The organism is Stenotrophomonas sp. STEN063 (assembly GCF_056854515.1).
On the sequence record NZ_JBXFWF010000042.1, the window covers coordinates 1 to 22,671 of the forward strand.

At 64.1% G+C, this 22,671-nt stretch carries 16 protein-coding genes; 5 read left to right on the top strand and 11 right to left on the bottom strand.

From position 1 onward, the window contains the following. The first annotated feature begins 440 nt into the window (after positions 1-440). The 4 genes from AC1VWL_RS12125 (at position 441) to AC1VWL_RS12140 (ending at position 4,297) form a co-directional block, all read left to right on the top strand. Positions 441-2,246 carry a copper resistance system multicopper oxidase gene (locus tag AC1VWL_RS12125; protein WP_482986856.1) on the top strand — a complete coding sequence of 602 codons (1,806 nt, stop codon included), beginning with the start codon at positions 441-443 and terminating at the stop codon, positions 2,244-2,246. Next, on the top strand, positions 2,243-3,337 hold the full coding sequence (locus tag AC1VWL_RS12130) for a copper resistance protein B (RefSeq protein WP_482986857.1): 1,095 nt from the start codon (positions 2,243-2,245) through the stop codon (positions 3,335-3,337). The genes AC1VWL_RS12125 and AC1VWL_RS12130 overlap by 4 nt, the downstream gene beginning before the upstream one ends. A gap of 61 nt (positions 3,338-3,398) precedes the next feature. Further along, entirely contained in the window at positions 3,399-3,698 is a 300-nt protein-coding gene (locus tag AC1VWL_RS12135; RefSeq protein WP_482986858.1) for an EF-hand domain-containing protein, read from the top strand. A gap of 59 nt (positions 3,699-3,757) precedes the next feature. Beyond that, positions 3,758-4,297 carry a DUF411 domain-containing protein gene (locus AC1VWL_RS12140; protein WP_482986859.1) on the top strand — a complete coding sequence of 180 codons (540 nt, stop codon included), beginning with the start codon at positions 3,758-3,760 and terminating at the stop codon, positions 4,295-4,297. 340 nt (positions 4,298-4,637) lie between these two features. Here the strand turns inward: AC1VWL_RS12140 and AC1VWL_RS12145 are convergent, their stop codons facing one another. From AC1VWL_RS12145 to AC1VWL_RS12160, 4 genes are all read right to left on the bottom strand, one after another. Continuing rightward, a complete protein-coding gene (locus AC1VWL_RS12145) occupies positions 4,638-6,452 on the bottom strand; it encodes a 2Fe-2S iron-sulfur cluster-binding protein (RefSeq protein WP_482986860.1) in 1,815 nt (604 codons plus the stop codon). Further along, a complete protein-coding gene (locus AC1VWL_RS12150; RefSeq protein WP_482986861.1) occupies positions 6,449-7,141 on the bottom strand; it encodes a PepSY domain-containing protein in 693 nt (230 codons plus the stop codon). Before AC1VWL_RS12150 ends, AC1VWL_RS12145 begins: the two co-directional genes overlap by 4 nt. Before the next feature lie 57 nt (positions 7,142-7,198). Continuing rightward, positions 7,199-9,913, bottom strand: coding sequence for a TonB-dependent receptor (locus AC1VWL_RS12155; RefSeq protein ID WP_482986862.1), 2,715 nt, complete (start codon positions 9,911-9,913; stop codon positions 7,199-7,201). Between the two features lie 96 nt (positions 9,914-10,009). After that, positions 10,010-10,447: a CopL family metal-binding regulatory protein gene (locus tag AC1VWL_RS12160; protein WP_482986863.1), complete on the bottom strand. Its 438-nt coding sequence runs from the start codon at positions 10,445-10,447 to the stop codon at positions 10,010-10,012. Positions 10,448-10,839: 392 nt separating this feature from the next. Here AC1VWL_RS12160 and gloA point away from each other — a divergent pair, with 392 nt between their 5' ends. Next, positions 10,840-11,367 carry a lactoylglutathione lyase gene (gene gloA / locus AC1VWL_RS12165; protein ID WP_481547821.1) on the top strand — a complete coding sequence of 176 codons (528 nt, stop codon included), beginning with the start codon at positions 10,840-10,842 and terminating at the stop codon, positions 11,365-11,367. A gap of 80 nt (positions 11,368-11,447) precedes the next feature. On the opposite strand, the gene AC1VWL_RS12170 is transcribed toward gloA, so the two are convergent. The 7 genes from AC1VWL_RS12170 to AC1VWL_RS12200 all read right to left on the bottom strand — a co-directional run bounded on the left by AC1VWL_RS12170 (position 11,448) and on the right by AC1VWL_RS12200 (position 22,653). Beyond that, positions 11,448-12,791, bottom strand: a complete 1,344-nt coding sequence (locus AC1VWL_RS12170; protein ID WP_482986864.1) for a M16 family metallopeptidase — start codon at positions 12,789-12,791, stop codon at positions 11,448-11,450. Then, positions 12,788-14,146 (bottom strand): M16 family metallopeptidase, encoded by a 1,359-nt coding sequence (locus AC1VWL_RS12175; RefSeq protein WP_481534497.1) that lies wholly within the window; start codon positions 14,144-14,146, stop codon positions 12,788-12,790. Before AC1VWL_RS12175 ends, AC1VWL_RS12170 begins: the two co-directional genes overlap by 4 nt. Before the next feature lie 55 nt (positions 14,147-14,201). Further along, positions 14,202-16,322, bottom strand: a complete 2,121-nt coding sequence (locus AC1VWL_RS12180) for a protein-disulfide reductase DsbD family protein (RefSeq protein ID WP_482986865.1) — start codon at positions 16,320-16,322, stop codon at positions 14,202-14,204. Next, on the bottom strand, positions 16,306-17,565 hold the full coding sequence (locus AC1VWL_RS12185) for a redoxin domain-containing protein (RefSeq protein ID WP_482986866.1): 1,260 nt from the start codon (positions 17,563-17,565) through the stop codon (positions 16,306-16,308). The genes AC1VWL_RS12180 and AC1VWL_RS12185 overlap by 17 nt, the downstream gene beginning before the upstream one ends. 78 nt (positions 17,566-17,643) lie before the next feature. Continuing rightward, a complete protein-coding gene (locus tag AC1VWL_RS12190; RefSeq protein WP_482986867.1) occupies positions 17,644-20,808 on the bottom strand; it encodes a TonB-dependent receptor in 3,165 nt (1,054 codons plus the stop codon). Positions 20,809-20,957: 149 nt separating this feature from the next. Continuing rightward, positions 20,958-22,094 (bottom strand): FecR family protein, encoded by a 1,137-nt coding sequence (locus tag AC1VWL_RS12195; RefSeq protein WP_482986868.1) that lies wholly within the window; start codon positions 22,092-22,094, stop codon positions 20,958-20,960. Positions 22,095-22,134: 40 nt separating this feature from the next. Then, positions 22,135-22,653 (bottom strand): RNA polymerase sigma factor, encoded by a 519-nt coding sequence (locus AC1VWL_RS12200; protein ID WP_482986869.1) that lies wholly within the window; start codon positions 22,651-22,653, stop codon positions 22,135-22,137. Positions 22,654-22,671: the final 18 nt, after the last annotated feature.

Below are 22,671 nucleotides of genomic sequence, written 5' to 3' on the forward strand. Positions count from 1 at the left end.
GGGTGGGGCGGGCCGGCGCTCATGGGCCAAGGCCCTCGCCCTCGTAAAAAGCGGGCCAAGCGCCCGGACTCGACACAAACCCCCACGCGCACCCCGATTTTGCCATCGCTGACAGTGCGCATGATTGCTGCCAGGACGAACAGGCCAGTACACCCTGCGCAAGCGGTGACCACTGCGACTGCCAGCAGCATTGCAACATGCTGCCCAGCGTCACGGTGACCAGGCTTGCACCGATGCGCCATGCCTTGGCGCCAATGCCAGCACTCCCCTCTCGCGACGATGTGGCCCCGGGCCAGCTCAACCGCCCTCCCATCGGCTGATTCCCGCGCCTTCTGGCGTACGCAGATATCTGTGCCAAGGCGATCGCCCTGGTGCGCCCTTGATCTGTTCAGGACACGCAGCAACGCATCGTGATGCGGCTGTGTGGCCGGGAGTTCCACATGTCTTCTGATTTCCTTTCCGATTCGCGCTCGGTACTGTCGCGACGTCGCTTCGTGCAGGGCTTGGCGATTGGCGGCGTGGTTGCCGGTGCCGGCCTGGCGCGTATTCCGCAGGCCTTCGCCGCCGGCAGCGCCATGGCCGTGCCGCCGGTTGAGCTGCGCGGCACCGAGCTGAACCTTGCGATTGGCCGCTCGGCGGTCAACTTCACCGGCCGTACCCGCCCCGCCATCACCGTCAATGGCTCCCTGCCAGCGCCGATCCTGCGCCTGCGTGAGGGCGATACGGTCAACCTGCGTGTGGCCAACTCGCTCACCGATGAAATGACCTCCATCCATTGGCACGGCATCCTGCTGCCGGCCAACATGGACGGCGTGCCAGGCCTGAGCTTCAACGGCATCGCACCGGGTGAGGCCTACCAGTACCGGTTCCAACTCAAGCAGTCCGGCACCTACTGGTACCACAGTCATTCCATGTTCCAGGAACAGGCCGGCCTGTACGGCGCGATGATCGTCGATCCGCTGGCACCGCCGCCGTACCACTTCGACCGCGAGCATGTGGTCATGCTCTCGGACTGGACCGACATGGACCCGGATGCGCTGTTCCGGCGCATGAAGAAAATGCCGATGCATGACAACACCTACCAGCGCACGGTGGGTGACTTCATGCGCGACGCGCGCAAGGATGGCCTGCGCGAGACACTCAGCGACCGTGGCATGTGGGGCCGGATGCGGATGACGCCCTCCGATCTGTCCGACATCAACGCCCACACCTACACCTACCTGATGAACGGAACCGCGCCGGCCGGCAACTGGACCGGCCTGTTCCGCAGTGGCGAAAAGGTGTTGCTGCGTTTCATCAACGGCTCGGCGATGACCTACTTCGATGTGCGCATCCCCGGCCTGAAGATGACCGTGGTCGCCGCTGATGGCCAGTACATCCATCCGGTCAGCATCGACGAGTTCCGCATTGCCCCGGCCGAGACCTTCGACGTGATCGTCGAACCGACCGGCCAGGATGCCTTCACCCTGTTTGCGCAGGACATGGGCCGCACCGGCTACGCCTGCGGCACGCTGGCAACGCGGCATGGCCTGCAGGCGCCGATTCCGCAGATCGATCCGCGCCCGCTGCTGACCATGAGCGACATGGGCCACGACATGGGCAGCCATGGCGACCACGGTGCCGGCATGGAAGGTGGTTGCGGCGCCAACATGGGGGCCAAGGGCATGGAAGGCGGCTGCGGTGCGGCGATGGGTCACGGCGCCCATGACGGCTCCGACAAGTCGCCCAAGCACAAGCCCAGCGAAGCCGGCAATCCACTGATCGACATGCAGACCGCGGCCACCGAGCCCAAGCTCGACGACCCCGGCATCGGCCTGCGTGACAACGGCCGCAAGGTGCTGACCTATGGCGCGATGCGCTCCTTGTTCGAGGACCCGGATGGGCGTGAGCCCGGCCGCGAGATCGAACTGCATCTCACCGGCCACATGGAAAAGTTCGCCTGGAACTTCGACGGCATTCCGTTTGCCGGTGCCGAGCCCATCAAGTTGAACTACGGCGAGCGCATGCGCATCGTGCTGGTCAACGACACGATGATGCAGCACCCGATCCACCTGCACGGCGTATGGAGTGACCTGGAGAACGCCGACGGCGAGTTCCAGTTGCGCAAGCACACCATCGACATGCCGCCCGGCACACGCCGCAGCTACCGCGTGCGCGCGGATGCGCTGGGCCGTTGGGCCTTCCATTGCCATCTGCTGTACCACATGGAAGCGGGCATGATGCGCGAAGTGAGGATCGACGCATGAAGACTCTTTCTCACTCGCTGCTGTTCATCGCCCTGGCCGCCAGTGGCAATGCCTTCGCGCAGGACCCACATGCGGGCCACGCCGGGCACGCCGCTGAAGCAAAGCCGGCCGTGGATCCGCATGCCGGGCACAACATGCCCAAGACCAAGCCGGCCGATCCGCATGCTGCGCACCGTGGTCATGGTGGCAAAGCCAAGGCTGCTGATCCACATGCAGGCCATACCATGCCCGCCGATCCGCATGCCGACCATGCAATGCCCAAGGCGGAAGATCATTCCAGCCACGGCGCGGCAGCTGACCCGCACGCGGGGCATGCAATGCCCTCGGATCCGCATGCCGGTCACAACATGCAGGGCAACAGCGCCAGCGACGCGCCGCGCGAACCGATCCCGACGCCGACCAAGCAGGACTTCGACGATGCCTTCCCGGTATTGAAGCCGCATGCGATGGAGCACGCACCGTCGTTCCACAGCCTGGTGGTATTCGATCATCTGGAAGCCTGGGACAACGCCCACGGCAGCGGCCAGGCCTGGGGCATCGACTCCTGGTTCGGCAGCGACATCAACCGCCTATGGATCCGCAGTGAGGGCGAGCGCAGCGAGAACGCGCTCGGCGACTGGTCGGTGGATGCGCTGTACGGGCATTCGATCTCGCCGTGGTGGGACGTGGTGGCCGGTGCGCGGCATGACAACAGCCGCGAATCCCCGGATCTGACCCGCGCAGCCTTCGGCCTGCAGGGCATGTCTCCGTACAAGTTCGAAGTCTCGGCGATGGCCTACATCGGCGGACCGCGCAAGGCCGAGTTGGCCTTCGAGGTCGAGTACGACGTGCTGCTGACCAACCGGCTGATCCTGCAACCGGTGGTGGAAGCCAGCATCGTTGCCGATGATGATCCGCGCCGCGGTGTGGGCAGGGGCCTGAGCAGCGTGGAAGCAGGCCTGCGCCTGCGCTACGAGTTCACCCGCAAGTTCGCACCGTATGTGGGCTTCGTGCACGAGCGCGCGTTCGGCGATACCGCCGACCTGCACCGTGATGCCGGCGAAGGCGTGAGCGAATCGCGCTGGGTTGCCGGTGTGCGCTTCTGGTTCTGATTCGTAGTGATGGCGTCGCATGCCGACGCCATCCCCACTCTCGTTACAAGGAATACATTCGATGAAATTCTTTCTCCAGGCCGCACTGGTCGGCGCGACCTCCCTTGCCTCCGTTTCCATCGCGCAGGCCCAGCATGCCGGCCATGAGCACCACGCACCGGCTGCAAAACCGGCTGCAAAGGCACCGCAGGCTGATGCAGCGGCGACGTTCAAGCGTTTCGATGCCAACAAGGATGGCTTCATCAGCCGCGAGGAGCTGCCCAGCGGTCACCCGCTGCTGCCGCACTTCGGCATGAGCGACGGCAACCGTGATGGCAAGCTCGACGCCAAGGAATTCGAGCGCGGCCTGTCGATGCTGTGACGCCCTACTGCCGCACTGGCCTCCGGCCTGTGCGGCAAACTGTCCAAGGAATCTAGATCATGAAAATGCGTTCAAAGCCGATGTTCTCGCTGCTGGTTCTGGCTGCCGGCACCTTGTTGATCAGTGCCTGCAATGCCAGTCCGTCAACTGCCAGCACGGCAGCCGCTGCGGTTGTTGCGGCACCTGCGAAGGCTGCTGAAGCTGCGCCGGCTACCAAGGCCTTGCCGTTGGTGGTTGTGCACAAGGACCCGAACTGTGGCTGCTGTGGTGGCTGGGCCGAGCATATGCAGGCCGCAGGCTTCCCGGTACAGATCAATGACACCAGCGACATGATGGCGGTGAAGCAGCGGCTGGGAATCGGCGACGGCATGATGTCCTGCCACACCTCCGAGATCGACGGCTATGTGGTGGAAGGCCATGTCCCGGTGGAAGACATCAAGAAGCTGCTGGCCGAGCGCCCGCAGGCACGTGGCCTGGTGCTGCCGGGCATGCCGGTGGGTACGCCGGGCATGGAATCGCCGGATGGTTACCGCCAGGCGTTCACGGTTGCATTGCTCGGCAATGATGGTTCGTTGAGCGAGTTCTCAAAGCACGAGTAATTTGCGCTAAAAGCTCCTCTCCCTCTCGCGGGCGGGAGAGGCGCAATAGACGAACTATTGATTCGTAGCCCCCTTGCCTCAGCGCAAGGGACGGGACCAAAGCCGCGTGCCGTTGTAGTGCCGAGCCATGCTCGGCAGGGGCTTTACCGCAAGGTGCAAAAGCACCCCTCATCCGCCCTTCGGGCACCTTCTCCCGCAAGCGGGAGAAGGGAATGCTGGAAGCAAAGATCAAAGCAACGGCCGAAGCAACAGCCAAAGCAAAAGCCAAAGCAATAGCAAGAGCCAACAACCACGGCAGCCGCCTAAGCAACTGCCGCAGCTCAGCTGCAGCAAGCCTGCGTCAGATCTTGAAGTCATCAAACGCAACCCGCTCATCCGCAACACCCAGCTTGCGCAACAGCTGCCTGGTCGCCGCCAACATCGCCGGTGGTCCACACAGATAGAACTCGCAACCCGCCAGATCCGGATGCTGCTTCAACAGGTCTTCATGGATCGCATCATGCACACGCCGTGCATCCGTCCCCTGCCCCGACCACACCGGATGCCAGCTGAAGTTGGCATGCTCACGCGCCAACTCCTGCATCTGCTCGACGTACGGGCAATCACGCTCGCCACGGGCGCCGTACCAGTAATGCATACGTTCACCACCACCTTCATCCAAGCGCTGCTGGATTAGTGCACGTAGCGGCGCCATGCCTGCACCGGCGCCAATGAATATCTTCTCGCGCTCACTGCCGCTGAGTGCGAAATCACCAAACGGGCCGCTGTAGCGGACACGGTCACCCTCACGCAACGTATAGGCATAGGTCGAGCCCTTGCCCGGCGGATGCTTGCGGTTCTCCTGCCAGCCGGGACTGAAGCGCACCAGCAGCACCAGGCCGCCGTCCGCGTTCGATACCGGTGTCGCCAGCGAGTACGAGCGCCGCACCGCGGTCTTGTTCTGTAAGGTCGCAGGCAAGGACAGCCCCTTCCAATCCTCGTCATGCTCGTCCGGGTACCACACCGCACTGCGCGGCAACTCGTACTCGGGCACGTGCATCTGCAGGTAGCAGCCCGGCTGGAACTGCGCGTCCGCGGCCTGCTCAGGGCGCAGATGGATCTCGCGCAGGAACGGCGTCACCGCGACGACCTTCTCGACGACGGCCCAGTGGTCGGTCCACAGGCTGGCACCGCCGGCCACTTCGATCTCGACGTCCTCATCCACCTGCAGATTGCAGGCCAACCTGCAGCCGACCTTGCGCTTTGCTTCGGCCACGTGCGCGCGATCTGCCGCTGTTGCCTTACTGGCACCGGAACGTACCCGCACCTCGCATAGACCACAGCTCTGGCCGCCACCGCAGTTGGAGGGAAGATTGATGCCCTCACGTGCGAGCGCCACGTAAACGCTGTCGCCACTGGCTACCTCGACCGTGCGCAGATGCGCGCCGCCCGGTGCATAGACCATCAGCTGCCGGCGTGAACGCCAGCGACGTGGGATGAACTCCTGCAGGTGGAAACTGGCGATCAGCAACCACACACCGGTCAGCGCCAGCCACAGACCACCGATGCCCATGCCAACCACCAGCGGGTTGTTGAAGTTGGCCCGGCTGCTGTAGTCCATGATGTGCAGCATCCAGAAGATGTCGAACAACCGCCACGTCGCGTTGCGATGCTCCATCACCTGGCCGCTGTGCGCGGACACATAGATGCTCGTGTCCTGCGCATCACTGAAGTCGACGCGCCATACCGGATCCGGGTTGGCCCGGGTTTCCAGCGTCTTCTCCAGGTACTGCGGCGCGGCGGCAACACCATCACCGGCATACGCAGCCTGCGCAACTTTCGCAGCGATCGCCGCATCGATACTGATGCGCTTGCCGTCACGGGCGTCGATCACCTCGGTGCCTTCCGGCGACTGCAGGCGGTACACCGGCTGTTCCAGCAACCAGCCACTGTCCAGTGTTGCCGCCTCACCCTTGGCTGCGGCCAGCGCCACGCTTGGCGACACTGTCGCGGCCGGCCACGCAGGGTTGGCAACTGCTGCTGCCTGCTGGGCACTGCCCTCGATCTTGTCTGGGTCGAGCAGGCTCATCATCAGCCCACTGCCCAGCCACACCACGAACTGCAGGCCGACGATCAGGCCCACCCACTTGTGCAGGGTCCGCATCCAGGGCGTCATGCGTTCCTCCGTTTGCCGAAGCTGTAGAACAGCAGCCAGATGCCACTGAGGGCGAAGCCCAGGCCAATGACCGAGGCCACGCGCAGCAAGGTGTTGTTGACGTCAGTGCGGTTCTCGTAATCCATGATGTGCAACATCCACACGAAGTCGAAAATGCGCCACAGGTCGTGCCGGCGCGCGAGCAGCTCACCGCTGTCGGGTGACAGGTACAGCGTGCTGTCACCGCGCCCGCTGAAATGCACGGCCCACATCGGCACCGGCCGGGTCTTTACCTCCGATGGCGCACGGGTGATCCACTCCACCCGCTCCACTTCGCCCTCGCCCTGGTACAGCGACTGCGCCAGCGCTATGGCCTGCTCGCGGTCCATCGGTGCCAGGCGTTCGCCGCTGGCAGCATCTACCAGATACTTCTGTTTGCCTTGGCGGATCTCATAGACCTCGCGCTCCAGCACATGCTTTAGCCGGAACGATTCCATCTGCGGGTAGCGCGTGCCCAGCACATCGGCACCAACGCGCGCGGTCTGCGCCGGCAGCGGCGTCCCGTGCACGTGGGCAAGGTGGTCGCCATGGATCACGTCCAGCGGCACCACGGTCATGTAGACGCCGCTGAGCATCCACAGCAGCGCCTGCACACCGATCACCAGACCGATCCATTTGTGGGCACGGCGTGCCCAGAATGCGGGTTTCATCAACATCGTCCTCGTTCAATGACGCGCCCCGCCGCAGCTGCGACGGGGCGCATCCAATCACCAGCGGTAGCCGATGCGTGCGTACCAGCGGCGACCCAGCAGGTCGTAGGTCATCGTATCGGTGTTGGCATCGGTGTAGCTCTGGATGAACGGCGGCTTCTTGTCGAAGACGTTGTCCAAGCCCAGCGATACATCCAGCGCCTTGCTCACCGCGTACTTGAGCTGCAGGTTGTGATAGAACACCGACGGCGCGTGGTCACCGATGTCACCGCGGGCTGCATTGATGTCATCAGCGCGACCGATGTACTGCGTGCTCCAGGTACCCGACCATTGATCGCGCGAGGCATTGACCGAGACCAGGCCACGCCACTTGGCATAGCTGCCGCGTCCGCCGGTGATCTTGCCGGCGTACTCGATCAGGTCGGCACCGTCGTACGGCCGCACGTCATAGCGCTGCAGGTAGGACACATCGGCACTGACGCTGGCATCGAAGCCGGCGGCCTTGAATTCATACAGCGCGCCGAAGTCGTAACCGGTGACATGCTCATTGGCGGCGTTGACTGGTTGCGAGGACAGGAAGTCCACTTCGCCGGTGCGCGGATTGCGGGTGAAGTTGCTGGCATCGCAGAACGGATGCGCCAGCCCCGGGGTGTTGTAGCAGATGGCCAGTTTGGTGGAACCGTCGATGCGCTGGATCGCGTGCTTGATGCGGATATTGTAGTAATCCAGCGTCAAGGTCAGCCCGGACAGGAACGCCGGTGTCCACACCACACCCGCGGTGAACGAGGTGGCGTCTTCCGGCTCCAGCGCCGAGTTTCCGCCCGAGGTGGTGAGGATGGTATTGCCCGGCTGCACGTAGCCAGCCGGCACGCCGTAGGCCTGGCAATTTTGACGAACCGTGGAGCCCGCCGGCAACGCCGACCAGTTGCTGCACGGATCGGTGGTGGTCAGGTTGCCCTCGGCCACGCCGCCAAACAGTTCCGGAATGTTCGGGATGCGGAAGGCGGTGGCATAGGTGCTGCGTACTTTCAGCGCCGGATTGATCTGCCAATCCAGGCCGGCCTTGTAGTTGTAATCGCGACCGAACAGATCGTAGTCCGACGCACGCCCGGCCAGATTCAGATACAGCGAATCAGCGATGACGTTGTCCTGCAGCAGCGGAATGGCCAACTCGGCGAAGACTTCCTTGGCGGTGTACTCACCGGCAATCGGGTCCTGCTGGTTGGTATTGCCGATGCCCAGCACGGTCAGCGGATCGGGATTACGCCAGCCGCGTTCCTTGCGCACTTCCACGCCGGCAGCGAAGCCTACCCAACCTGCAGGCAGCTCGAAGATCTGTCCGCTCAGATTGGCAGTGAAACTCTTCTGTTCGTTGCCGCCGGTATCGCGCGAGGTGTAGAGGATGTAGTCGAGCACTTCGCGACTCAGATCGCCATAGCCGAGATAGTCGCCGCAGGGAATCGCTGCGCCCGGCACCGGGCTGCAGACGCTGCGGTTCAAGGTCTGCTCGACACGATCAAGATTGGCGACGTTGTCCGAACCATCAACGCCCGTGTTGCGGCCCCAGTTCAAGGCCGCCGACCAGTCCCAACCAGTGCCGAACTGGCCCTTCACTCCGACCAGACCACGGAAGGTATTCACCTCCTGCGAGAAATGGCGCGGGCCGGCTTCTTCCAGACGACGGCGCTGCAGCAGCAGGTCCTGTCCGGTCGGGTTGGTCGGGTGATTGGCGGCGATGTTGATCGGCCGATACACGCCGAGTCCGCCCGGCGCGGCCAGCTGATCGGATTGGCGGTTGGTGTACATCAGCTCCGTGAAAACGGTGGTGTTCTCGCTGATCTGGTTGTCACCGAACACGCTCATGCTGATGCGCTTGATCGGATTGACCGCGTTGAGCGTGGGGTTGCCGTTGTAGTTGTGCTTGGCGGCCGAGTACGGTTCGTAGAAATCGCCGTTGCCGCCCAGTACCTGGTTGAAGTTGACGCGGCTGCCATCGGCCAGCAGCGCGCGGCCACCCACCGTGGTGGAACTGCCCGAGCACACCAGCTTGCCGCCTACTTCGGCCAGGCCGCAGGGCGCTCGCGACGCCATGTTCACCGTGCCGCCTTCGGCGTAGTTGATGCCGGCCATCAGCGAGCCGCGATCGCTGGTGACGCCCCAGGCCAGGTCGACAGCGGTTTCATCGCCATCGCCACGCGTGGTCTGGCCGTAACGCACCGCGGCCTCGGCGCCGTCGAATCCCTGCTTGGTGATGATGTTGACCACACCGGCCACCGCGTCGGCGCCGTAGATGGCTGAGGCGCCGTCCTTGAGCACTTCCACGCGCTCGATCAACGACACCGGGATCATGTTCAGATCGACCGAACTATTGGCGCCGGTACCGCCATTGACGATGCGGCGACCATTGAGCAGCACCAGGGTGCGGTTGATGCCCAAGCCGCGCAGATTGACCTGGGTGGTGCCATAGCCATTCTCGGCCCAGTAGGCATTGCTCTGGCTGCCGGCAAAACCGGCCGAGGCCGGCAGGCGCTGCAACAGCGTGTCCACCGAGGTGGCGCCGGAGCGTTCAATGGCCTGCGCGTCGATCACGCTGACCGGGCCTACGCCCGACAACTGCGCGCGCTTGATGTGGCTGCCGGTGACCTGCACGGCATCCAGCGTGCGGGCGGCTTCATTCGGGGGTTGCGCGTCCTGCGCGTTGGCAGCGTGGATGGCGGTGGCACACAGCAGCGTGCCAATGGCCGCAGCCAAGGCTTGGGGCTTCAAATACATGTTCTCTCTCGCTGGGATTCTGTCTCGGGGCGATAGCCGCGGTCGCGGGCGCGAGCACGGTTCACTACTACGTCGTGGTGACGCGAGAACAACCGCTCAGACGATGGGAGGTCGGAAGACGCGGGACAGCCTGCCCGCCGGCAATACCAGCACCGGCAATGGCGTATCGGCCGATACCGGCGGATGCGCACCGGCGAACAACAGCGCCGTCGCGGGGGGATAGATGGTGAACACACACAGACATTCGCAGCCCACGCTGTCAGCGCAGCTGCAGTCATCGGCATGGCTGGAAGTCGACTTGCCAGCGTGCTCGTCGTGGCCGCTGCCAGCTGTTGCGCCCGGCGCTGCCGACGTGCGATTCACCAGATCACTTCGAACCGGATTACAGCTGGCACTGGCCGCGCGGGTAATTCCGGCAACCGACGGAGCCCCATCCGCATGCAGCACCATGCGCGTGCTCGCCCATGCACCGAGCACGCCTTCAACGGCGAGCACCAGCATCAGCAGCAACGGCAGCCACACACGGTAGGACATGAAGTTCCGGACAGCCTCTTTATTTGTATATACATACAATGAATAACGCGAGCAGCGAAACCTTGTCAACCTCCGTTGCTCACGTCATGGCTCCGTCCGTGGTGGCATCCTCTGCCAACAATCCGCGCAGGCCTTGCGCCAGCGTCACTCCCAGCGCACATCAGGCGATGCATGCGCGCTTCATCAAAAACAGGGGAACAACGACTATCCTGCGACGCAGCATAGCCAGCGCGCGCGCAGCCGCCTAGCCGTGGAAGGTATGCAGTTGATGATTTTTTGTATCGACGCATGCAAGCTGGGCTAGCGATTTCAAATGCAACTTTTTGCATGAGCGTTACGCTGCCACGGCAGCGCACCCGCCCTCCCCCATTCATCGCAACAGGATAGTTTTCATGAGCCTTCAAACCCTTGCCCAACAGCCTGGCGTTGCCGCCCAGGTGCCGGCCGAAACCAATGGCTTCGTGTTCAACCACACGATGCTGCGGGTCAAGGACATCCGCGCCTCGCTGGATTTCTATACGCGCGTGCTCGGCTTCCAGCTGATCGACCAGCGTGATTTCGCCGAAGCACAGTTCAGCCTGTACTTCCTGGCCTATGTGCCGGCCGGTGTACAGGTGCCGCAGGACGATGCCGAGCGCCGCCTGTGGATGGCCGGTATTCCCGGTGTGCTGGAACTCACCCACAACCACGGCACCGAGAACCAGGATGGCCCGGTCTACCACGACGGCAACAGCGACCCGCGCGGCTTCGGCCACATCTGCGTGTCGGTGCCGGAACTGGAAGCGGCCTGTGCCCGTTTCGAGGAACTGGGCGTGCCGTTCCAGAAGCGCCTGAGCGATGGCCGCATGAAGAGCCTGGCCTTCATCAAGGACCCGGACGGTTATTGGGTGGAGATCATTTCCAATACCGTGCGCGCCTGACCAACGCATGGTCTTGAAACAACAAACGCCGGCATAAGCCGGCGTTTGTTGGTGTCGAACCACTTGGCAGAGGCTGCGACTTACTTTTTGAAGGTGCCGGCCTTGACCAGCACCATCTTCTGCGGGTCCACGTACTTGCGGATCACGCCATTGACCTGCTGCAGCGTCACCGACTGGATCGCCTGCGGGTAGTTGTCCAGCCAGGCCAGGCCCACACCGCGCTCAACCGTGCCGATGATCGCCGCCGACATGCCGTCGGTATTGCCCAGGCCAACCTGGTAGCTGCCGACCATGGCCTGCTTGCGTGCGTCGAGTTCGTCGGCGGTGATTCCATCCTTCCACCAGCGCTGCAGTTCGCGGCGGGTGCTGGCGATGCCCTTGTCCATCAGCTCCGGTGCGAAGGTGGTGCTGATGCCCAGGCCGCCGTCCATGTAGTCGCTGCCCAGCAGGTTGCCGCCGATGCCGTAGGTCAGGCCTTCCTTCGCCCGCACCGCTGCCATCAGCCGGCCGGTGAAGCCAGAACCCAACACGTCCACGCCCACCGTCATCGGCAGGTAGTCGGCATCGGTGTAACGCAGGCCGGTGGACTGGCCCAGGAACACGCTGACGCTGGCCTTGTCCTTCATCGCGATGTTGTGCTCGGCGGCCTTGGCCGGCAGCCGTGCCGGTGCGTCGCGCAGATAATCCACGCCGCCGCTCCAGCCGTTGAAGCCGTGTGCGACCGCGGTCTCGATCGCCTTGGCATCGACGTCACCGGCAAACACCAGGGTCATGTGCGCCGGGCCGTAGTACTTGGCGTGGAAGGCCTTGATCTGCTCCAGCGTCACTTGCGGTACGGCCTTGAGCATGGCTTCGCGCGGAGCAGGTGCGTTGATGCTGCCAGCCGGGAAGATGCTCAGCATCATGGTTTCGCGGGCCATCGTGCCGGGGTTGTCGCTGGCCTGGCGCAATGCCGCTTCCAGCTGCACCTTGGCCTTGGCCAACTCTTCAGCGGTGAAGGCCGGCTGGCGCAGCTGTTCGGCGAGCAGGTCGAGCACGGTCGGCAGGTCCTGCTTCAGGCTCTTGCCGTAGATGCCGATGCGCGCGGCGCTGGGGCTGAAGGACAGCTGTGCACCGATGCCGTCCAGCGCATCGGAGATGGCGAACTTGTCGCGGCGGGTGGTGCCGGCTTCCAGCAGCATCGCGGTCAGCGTCGGCACTGCCGGGTTGTCGCCCTTGGCGGCGAGGAAGGCGTCACCCAGCGGCATCGAGCCGGTGAAGGTGACCACGTCCTTGACCCCCATCGGGTAGACGATCAGGTCGATGCCGGCGGCCTTGGCGTGCACGGCGGTGTCGGCGACGCCGGCCTGTGCGGCGAATGCGGCAAGGCTGGACAGTGCAGCCAGTGCCAACGGAATCAGTCGAATGCGTTTTGCGTTGTTCACTTGCTGCTCTCCGGCACGAACCAGCCAACCGTGCTCTGCTCTGCGGTGAAATACTTGCCGGCGACGCGCTGCACGTCGGCCGGGGTGACCTTCTCAAGATCCTTCAAGGCGCTGGAATACAGGGTCCAATCGCCCATCGCGATGAACTCGTTGAGCGCATCGGCGGCCTGGTCGGTGCCATCGCGGCGGTAGGCTTCCTCGGCACGGTACGGACCAAGCACGCGTTTGATCTCCTCGACGCTGACGCCATCGCGGGCAACCTTGGCGATCTCCTCGCGGACGATCTTCTCGATCTCTTCGTGCTTGCTGTCCGGGGCCAACGCCACGCTCAGCATGAACAGGCTGGGATCGCGCTGCTGGTACATGCCACCCGATACCGCCACCGCCTTGCTGGTGTCCACCAACGCACGCTGCAGGCGGGCGCTGCGGCCGCCCTGCAACACCAGCTCCAGCACGTTCAGTGCCGGAATGTCCTTGTCCAGGCCCGCCGGGGCCTTGTACGCCATCATCACCGTGCCGGTTTCACCAGCACGACGCAGCGTCACCCGACGCTCGCCCTGCTGCTCCGGCTCGGTGGTGTAGACCTCGGGAATGGCATGCGGCGAGCGCGGCACCTTGCCGAACTTCTCACCAATGCTGGCCAGCACCTTGGCACTGTCGATATCGCCAACCACGGTGACAGTGGCGTTGTTCGGCCAGTAGAAGGTGTCGTAGAACGCGCGCAGCTTCTCGATGGACACCTTCTCGATATCGCTGCGCCAGCCGATCACCGGATGGTGGTACGGATGCGCGCTGAAGGCGGTCGCCCACATCAGCTTCATCAAGGCGCCGTTGGGATTGTTTTCGTTGCGCTCGTATTCGTTGCGCACCACCGTCATTTCGCTCTGGCGATCCTTCTCACGCAGCAGCAGACCCCGCATGCGATCGGCTTCGATGGCGATGTAACCGTCCAGCGCGGCCGGCGGCAGCGTGGCGTAGTAGTTGGTGCGGTCCAGCGAGGTGGTGGCGTTGAAGCCGGCACCGACGCGGTCCAGGTAGGTGTCGACGTTGTTAGCGCCGTCGAAGTTGGTGCTGCCCATGAACATCAGGTGCTCGAGCAGGTGGGTGCCACCGGTGGTGCCGGTCACCTCGTTGCGCGAACCGACCCGATAGGTCATCTGGAAGGTCACCACCGGTGCGGCGTGGTTGGGCAGCAGCAGGACGCTCAAACCATTGGCGTCGAGCCGGTACTCGTCGATGCCATCGGCGGATTTTACGTAGGTGAAGCCATTGACCTTGACCGGCTCGGCCGAGGCAGCAGCAGCTGCCATCAAGCCCAGCGCAAGGCCGGCGCACAACAGGCGTTGCGAAATCATGCGTTGCGTTCTCTCTAGATGCGCCCGGAGGCGCGGGGAAAGTCGGGGCGGGAGTTCAATCCCGTCTTGGTGGGGTAACGTTGTCCAGCGCGGAGAGCACGATCTCCGGCGTGAGTACCTCGGGCAGTTCGCGGGGCGGGCCGCCACCGGCCGGATAGGCCAGGTTGAACGGCACCGCGCTGCGGTTCCAACGTTCCAGCTCGGCGGTGATCAGTGGATCGGCGTTGGTCCAGTCAGCCTTCAGCGCGACCACCTCGTTGTCGCGGAAGTAGTCGTTCACCCGTGCCGCGGCGAACACCACCTTCTTGTTGACCTGGCAGGTAGCACACCAACGCGCGGTGAAGTCGACATAGATCGGGCGGCCCTCGGCCTGCAGCTGCTGCACGCGCTCGCTGCTCCAGGCTTCCCATTGCAGGGCTTCCGGCGCTGGAGCACGCGGCCAACCGAACAGCACCGCCCCTGCCAGCACCAGCACGCCGGCAACCACACCGAATCTGGCGCAGCCGCCGCGTGCACCGGGACGGGTGCCACGGCCATACAGCCACACACCGAAGCCCAACAGTGACAGCGCCAACAAGGCATTGAGCAGGGCCGCTTCGTGCAATTGCCCCGCAAGCACCCACAGCAGGTAGCCGACGGTGGCATACAGCGGGAAGGCCATCAGCTGTTTGAAGGTTTCCATCCACGCGCCGGGGCGCGGCAACAGTTTGACCAGCGACGGGAATACCGACAACAGCAGGTAGGGCAGCGCCAGCCCCAGCGCGATGGCGGTGAACACCAGGAACGACTGCGCGGTTGGCAGGGCCAACGCTGCGCCCAAGGCCGGTGCCAGGAACGGCGCACTGCACGGCGTTGCCACCACGGTGGCGAGCATGCCGCTGAAGAAGCTGCCGGCCACACCACTCCGCATCTGCAGGCCTGAGCCGACGCTGGTGGCGCGCATGCCAACTTCGAACACGCCACTGAGGTTCATCGCGAAGGCCAGCATCACCAGCGTCAGCACGAACACGAACGGTGCCGATTGCAGCTGGAAGCCCCAGCCCAGTTGCTGTCCGCTTTCACGCAGCACCGCCAGCATGCCCGCCAACGCCCAGAACGAGAGCAGCACACCGGCGGTGAACGACAGCGCATGCAGGCTGACCTTGCGCCTGTCATTGCCAGCCTGCTCGATGAAGCCAACCACCTTCAGGCCAAGCACCGGGAACACGCAGGGCATCAGGTTGAGGATGAGCCCGCCGAGCACTGCGAACAGCAGCACCAACAGCGACAGCTGTGCACCATCATTGCCTGCACCTGAAGCCGGTGCAGCCCCAAGGTCGGCCGTGCTGACCAAGGCAGTCGCCTCGGCCTCGGCCACGAACGGCAACTCAATGCTGACACCACGGTAGACGCCTTGCGCGTCGGTGTAAGCCAGCACGCCGCGCAGCGCCGCATCGGCTGGCATGGTCTCGGCCGCATCCAGAGGCAACTTCAGCAAGGCGCGTGCGCCGCGATTGCCGATGGTCTGCGGCACCTTGTAGGAAACGAATTCGTCGGCGGGGAAGAAATGCAATTCGGCGATATCTGCCGGTGCGGCCACGCGCAGGGTCAGGTCACCCTGTTCACGGGTTGCCGCCAGCTGCCAACCTTCGCTGGAACCTGGCATCGGCAATGCCGCCAACGCCGCCTGCATATCGGCATCAGGCTGTGGCAGGTCGGCACTGACCGGCACGCTCAGGCTCAAAGCTGCCTTGCCCGGGATGCACACGGTTTCGCACATCAGCCAGCGCGCCTGCGCCTTCAACTCGACAACACTGCCGGGTTTCAGGTCAGCCGGAGCGATCAATCGCACCGGCAGGTAGGACAGGCCTTCGTAACCGTGGCCGGTGATATTGCCTTCGCGGTCACGGACCAGGATTGGCGTTGGCCACTGGATCGCCTCGGCGGTCCAGCCCGGTGGAAGCTCCCACATCAGCCTGGTCGGCAAGCCTGTACCAGCGTTTTTCCAGAAGCTGTGCCAATGCGGATCGTGCTGCATGCGCAGGGCGAGCTGCAGCGGCTGCCCAGGTTGCACCGAACGTTGCGCCGCGACGAGCTCGGCCTGCACCTGCGCCAGCACGCCGCCAGGCAGCAGTACGCCGAGCAGCAACAATGCGCTCAGCGCGGCGCGGCGGATGACATCAACGTGCAGGCGCATCTTCAACCTTCTTGATCTGCGCACGCACTGCGCGCTCGACGTCCCACTCGCGCATGCCGACACCGACAATGGTGCCGTCACCGGCAATCAGGTAGTTCTGCGGCAGCTGCACCACGCCATAGGTCTGCGCGGCCTTGTCCTCGAAGCCCGGTGCCTGCAGGTTGATCCACGGCAGGTCGTTGCTGCCGCCCTCTTCCTGCATGGCCTTGGTCCAGTCCGCCTTGTCTTCATCCAGCGACACGGCGTAGATCTCGAAGCCGTGTGCGTGGAACTCGCGGTACACCTTCAGCAGATGTGGGAATTCGCCACGGCACGGCCCGCACCAGGACGCCCAGAAATCGAGCAGCACCAGCTTGTTGCGCGCCAGCACCTCGGACAGCTTGACCACCTTGCCGTCCACACCGACGGCCTCGATGTCGGCATAGGGCTTGCCCGGGCCGAACTTCTCGGCCAGCTGCTGGGTCTTGGCGTAGTCGGCCGCGGCCTGCTCCATCTGCACGATCAAGGGATGCGCGCCGAGCTCCTGCTTGTAGCTGGCCAACAACTGCGCGCGGCGGGCCACGTCGTAGCGCTTCCAATCGTAGTTCTCGCTCAGGACCAGCAGCTTGAGCAGCGCCGGCTCGGCACCATCGAGGATGACCGCGTCGTAGTCATTCCTGACCTTGGTCAAGGCAGCAAACGGCGCAGCAACCGACTCGCGCGCGGCCTTCATCGCTGCTTCGTCGTTCTCATCCACACCGTCGAAGGCCTTGCGATTGGCTTCGCGGTTGGCCTTGTAGGCAGCTACATAGGCGGGATCCCGCAGATAGCCGTAGACACGCTCGGTCAGGCTGCCGCCCTTGGCCACCGGGCCCAGTTCGCCGGCTTCAATACGCAGCTCGCCGGGCTCCAGCACCAGTTTCACCGAGCCTTGATTGCCCACCATCAGCACCGCCGGTACGGCCTGCTTCACCTCACCGCTGAGCACGAAGGCGCCATCCTGCACGGTTGCCGTGGCCACCGGTTCGACATGCATTGGGTCGGTCGCCGCCGACGGCACCAGCAGTTTGAGTTCGGTGCCATCGGCCAACCCCGGCAGCGTGCCGCGAATGCTGTATGCACCGCTGCCTGCAGGTATGGCGGCGGCGTCCTCGGCCGGGTTGGCAGGCGGGGTTTGCGATGGGCTGCATGCAGTGAGGCCGAGTGCAGCGACGACCGCGCTGGCCAGCAGGCTGGCGCGCAGGGTGTTGGCGATGGACTTCATGGATTTCCTTGCAATGGATGCGGCGCGCCGCCGACGAGGGATCGGCGCACCGCGTTGTTACGGAGCAACGCGACGGCGTCAGAACTCTTTCTTGATGTCCAGGTAGAGCACGCGGCCGCGGATGTTCACGCGGTTGGAGACGAAGCCGGACAGGTTGTCGACGAACGGATAGTCGCGATCGAACATGTTCTGCACGCCCATTCGCGCGGTCACCCCACCCAACCAACCATCACGCTGATGCTTGCGATAGCCGACCTGCGCATCAAAGGTGGTGTAGGACGCCGAGCGCGTACGCGGATTTTCATTGGGAGTGAAATCGTTGTAATCGGTGGCGGTGGCCGACAGCGGGTACAGCACGCGATGCGCGGCGCTGTAATGGCTGCCCAGCGACGCGAACCACGCACTCCCTTCCCAGCCGACGAACAGGTCGCCCGCCCACTTGCTCGGACCCAGCTCACTGTCCGCATAGCTCAGCGTCGGCATTGATGCCAGCGAACGCGAGGTCAGTTCCAGCGTGCGCACGGCATTGAGCTCGATTCGCCAATCGCCCCAGTCATTGCCGAAGTAATAGCTGGCGGTGGTATCGACGCTGCGCGAGCGCCGGCCGAGGAAGTTGATCGCACGGTTGTCCCACAGCATCACCCCGTTCTCGCCCAGGGTGAAGGTCCCTTCGGGCATCTTGCTGATGTCCTTGAAGATCTCCGAATAGGTCAGCCCCGACAGCGGATCGCCGATGTAGTTGTCGAAAGTGGTGCGGTTATAGGTGGCCGACAGCTGCAGGCCGGTGGCGAATCCCGGCACCCAGTCGAAGCCATAGGTCACCACGCTGGCCACCTGCGGTTTCAGGTTCACGTTGGGGCCGCTGAGTGCGACGATCTGGGTGACGCCATCCGGCAATTGCCCACCGTTGAACAGCACCCGTGAGGTGTAGTCGTCCATGATCAGCTGGCCGAACTGCTGCTGGGCCTGCGGTACCAGGAAGGACTCGCCCCAGGTGGCGCGCAGGCGCAGCTGATCGATCGGCTTCCAGGCCAGCCGTGCCAGCGGACTGGTACGACTGAAGCTGCGGGACACCAAGGTATCGCTGCCGGTGACTCCACCAGCACCATCATTGTTCACGCCGGTCAGCTGCTCGACATCGAAGCCACCGAGTTCACCGAGCCCGGCCGACCAATCGCGCAGCGCACTGTCGCCGCGCTGGTCGAAGCGCTCGTAGCGGGCGGCAACGGTCAGGCTCAGCAGTTTGGCCAGCGGCTGATCCTTCAACAGCGGGATGCCGATTTCGGTGAACAGCGCCTCGGATTTTCCGGTGCTTTCCGAGTTCAACCGTTCGCCGAGGTTGCTCTCGTAGTTGTAGCGCTGCTCCCGGTGCTGTGCACCAAATGCCGCTTCGATCTTGCCCGCGGGCAGCTGGAACAGCTCACCGCGGGTCAGCAGGTCGACGGTATTGGCACGCGACTGGAAGCGATAGACATGGCGCTCGACCAGGCTCTGCAGCAGCTCGCGGTTGCGCGCGACGATGACATCGTTGCTGCCGTCGCCAAACACGTTCAAGCCATTGAGCACTTCCAGCGTGCGCGCATAGCCATCGGCGCCCATCGAGCCGGTCAGGTCCATCAAGGCGGTGGTGGTGCCCTTCTCGCGGCCGATGCTGTACGTCGCCTCGTAATCCCAGCCCTTGGCAAACGGCAGCTTGCCGTTGATGCCGACATGCGCGTCGCTGTTGGTCTGCTTCTGGTCTTCGCTCAGGTTCATGCCTTCGAACTCACGTTCGAACGAATAACCGACCAGTACGTCACTACCGAAGTTGTTGTATGGATTGCCCTCGGGAACGTAGGTGTTGTAACCGTCCTCGAAGATGCTGAAGTCGAACAGCGTCGGCCGCCAATTCTCCTTGTTGACCTGGCGCACATGGCTGATGCCGTAGTTCAGCTGCGTGGTTTCGCCAAGATCGTGTACGCCACTGATGCGGACATAGCGATTGTCGATCTTGGGACCGATGCGGCTGCGCTCATAGGTCGACGGTGCGGTGGCCGGGTCATAGGCGAGCAGGCTGTCCGGATCCAGCGCGGTGCCATCCTGGCCGCCGGGAATCACGCCGAGCGCCTCGCCCATGAAATGGTAATCGATGCCGAAATCCAAGGACTCATAGACCACGCCGGGCTGGCCCTTGTTGCGGGTACGGCCGTTGACGCCGCCACGGTCGCTGAAGTCGCCGCGGCCATTCGGGCCAACATGGATCAGGCTGGTGACATCGGCAGGCAGCGTGCGCTCAAGCCCGACGGCAGCAGTAACGTGGCCACTGCCATAGCTAAAGGTGCGGGCCAGGTCCAGCCGCGACACGTCGGCGCCGGTGCTGGAGTTCTCGTGACGAAGCTGCGCGGTAGTACCGTCGTAAGACTTCTTCAATACGATGTTGATCACGCCGGCCACGGCGTCGGAGCCATAGATGGCGCTGGCGCCGTCGCTGAGTACTTCGATGCGCTCGATCTGCGACACCGGGATCGAGGAAATATCGGTATAGGCGCCCTGCGCCTGTGCCGAGCCGCTGCGGCGGCGGCCATCGACCAGGATCAGCGTGGAGCGGCTGCCCAGGCCACGCAGGTTGGCACCGGAGGAACCCAGCCCGGACACGCCATCGCCATAGGAACTGCCAAACTCCTTCTCGCCCAGCGCGCGCGAAGCGCTGGTGCGATTGGAGAAGTTCTGCGGCAGGTTGCGCAACACGTCTTCGATCGAGGCATAACCACGGCTTTCGATCAGCTGCGAATCGATCACGATCAGCGGCGAAGCCGGATCGATGTTCTTCAGGTAGGTACCGGTGACATTGATCGTCTCCAGCGTTTCAGCGCTACCTCCCTCCTGTTCAACCACGTCACCTGCACTGCTGCGTGGGCGGATGGCGACCGTTTTCGCGTTGATGAACTCATGCATGTACGCGGTGGGTGCAAGCAGCTGTTGCAGGGCCGTCGCCGCGCCCACCTGGCCGCTGACTGCTCCGCTCTGCACGCCACTGCCTGCATTGCCGGCGTAGACCACCTGCAGGCCGGACTGCTCTGCAAAAACTTCAAGTGCCGACGCCAGTGATTGCGCAGGAATATCAAACGTGAACACCGCAGCATCGGCCGCCGCAGCCGCGGCAGGTGCTGACTGTGCCACCGCCACATTGCTGGTGCCGACCAGCAGCGCTAGCGCCACCGCCTTCACCAGCGCGTGTTTATGAAGAATAGTGCTGGACCCCATGGATAATTCGCCCCCGAAAGACATCGAATGGTTACCGAGCAACCGGAGCCGCCTTGCGCGGAACCAGCCTCTTGTTACATCCGTGTGTCCAAGTGCGGGAAAAGGGTACTCAAACCCAGAAATATTTTTGTGGATTCCTGCACTGCCGCTTACTGACGACTGCCGCGGGCAGCGATCACGTTGCGGTCGGCCTGCCTGCTGACCTGCAACTGCGAGCAGCATTCCAGGAACTGCAGGAAGGAATCGGCATCATCGGCATGGAAGACACCGCTGTAGCGCTGCTCGCGGATCAGCGGATCCGTCACCACGATCGGTCGTGGGTTGTAGCGATTGAACTCGCTGATGATGTCGGCCAGGGTGTCGTTGCGGAAGCTCAGACGGCGCTTGCCATCGGCGGGCGGGTTCGGCGCTTCCAGCGGCATCCGCAGCATGGCCTGCTGGCCCTGCGGTATGCGAGCCTGTTCACCGGCTGACAATGCCGCAGGACGGCCCAGCGATTCAACCTTGGCCTTGCCCGCTTCCAGTGTGGACGCATCGTCGCGCCACAGCGATTCCAGCCAATTGCTGTTGGCCGTCACCTTGACCTTGCCCTCGCTGACCGCGACCAGCGTGCCCGAAGGCAGCCGGTTGACGGTGAAGCGCGTGCCCACCGCCTGCACGGTGTTGTCGCCTGCGTGCACGCGGAACGGGCGGCTGCTGTCGTGCGCCACGTCGAAAGTGGCCTCGCCATCACGTAGCTCGATGTCACGCACACCCGCACTGAAGCGCACGGCAATGTATGAAGCCGGTGCCAGCGTGACCATCGAGCCGTCGGCCAGGGCGATGCTGCGCTGCTCGCCGACCGCGCTGGCGTACTGGTGAACCGGCACTTCCGGCTGCAGCAGGGTCCAGCTGCCCGCCAGCAACGCACAGGCGGCAACGCCCGCTGCCAGCGCCCAACCCAGCCTGCGACGGCGCCCACGTGCGGCAGGTTTACGTTCCAGCAGCCTTGCCCCCGTTACAGCGCTGGGCGCATCGTGCAGCGGCACCACGTTGTCCATGGCCTGGGCCTGTGCCAGCACCGCGTCCAGGTCGAAGGCCTGCAACGCGCCGCTTGTGGCCAGCTCGCGCTGCACCAACTGCGCCATCAGCAGCTCTTCCAGGTGCAGCGGCGAGCGCGCCACCCAGGCCGCAAAGCCGGCCCGGTCGGCATCGCTGGGCGTCTCGCCCATGACGTGCAGCCACTCGGCGGCCTCGCGTGCGGCGCGCTCCCGGCTCTGTTGCGGCGATGTGCGATAGATATTCATGGTTTCACCCGCCCTGCCTGTCGCAGGGTCCACATCCTGTTCATCGTTCCAAGCTCGCGCGTACATGCGCCAGCGCTTCGACACTGTATTTCTTCACCGTATGCACGCTCAGCCCCAGCTTCTGCGCGATCTGCGCGTGGCTCAGGCCTTCGCGCCGCTCCAGCAGCAGCACCGCCAGCCGGTTGGCCGGCAGCTGCGCCAGCGCATCGCCTACCTGCCGCTCGAAGAAGCCGCCGCCTTCGCTGAAAGCCGCGGGTCCCGGGTTCTCGGCGACCGCGTCCACCACGGTCGAGTCGTACAAAAGTCGGCCCTGCCGCTGGCGCATATTGAACTCGCTGGCCACATGCGCGGCGATGCCATAGATATAGGCCAGCGGGTTGCGCACCGTCTCGATGTTCTGCACGCGCAGCAGGCGCAGGTAGACCTCCTGCACCAGGTCACCCAGGTCCTGCGCCTCGGCCACCCGCCGGCGCAGGTAGCGGTGCAGCTCGGCGCTGTAGTCGTGGACCGCGCGGGCAGCGAAATCGCGCCCGGGCTGGTCCTGTCCGGCCGGCTCCATCATCGTCTCCCGCCCGGA